Raw genomic sequence first — 615 nt, forward strand, 5'->3', positions numbered from 1 at the left:
TTGACGGTACCGGAATAGAAAGCCACGGCTAACTACGTGCCAGCAGCCGCGGTAATACGTAGGTGGCAAGCGTTGTCCGGAATTATTGGGCGTAAAGCGCGCGCAGGCGGATTGGTCAGTCTGTCTTAAAAGTTCGGGGCTTAACCCCGTGATGGGATGGAAACTGCCAATCTAGAGTATCGGAGAGGAAAGTGGAATTCCTAGTGTAGCGGTGAAATGCGTAGATATTAGGAAGAACACCAGTGGCGAAGGCGACTTTCTGGACGAAAACTGACGCTGAGGCGCGAAAGCCAGGGGAGCGAACGGGATTAGATACCCCGGTAGTCCTGGCCGTAAACGATGGGTACTAGGTGTAGGAGGTATCGACCCCTTCTGTGCCGGAGTTAACGCAATAAGTACCCCGCCTGGGGAGTACGACCGCAAGGTTGAAACTCAAAGGAATTGACGGGGGCCCGCACAAGCGGTGGAGTATGTGGTTTAATTCGACGCAACGCGAAGAACCTTACCAGGTCTTGACATTGATGGACAGAACCAGAGATGGTTCCTCTTCTTCGGAAGCCAGAAAACAGGTGGTGCACGGTTGTCGTCAGCTCGTGTCGTGAGATGTTGGGTTAA

General features: G+C 53.2%; 1 rRNA gene. It reads left to right on the plus strand.

Going from position 1 to position 615, the window contains the following annotated elements:
- A 16S ribosomal RNA gene (locus tag O3617_RS09525) occupies positions 1-615 on the plus strand; the annotation flags it as partial.

The organism is Veillonella sp. 27098_8_77 (assembly GCF_041431535.1).
In the GTDB taxonomy this organism is placed as follows: domain Bacteria; phylum Bacillota; class Negativicutes; order Veillonellales; family Veillonellaceae; genus Veillonella.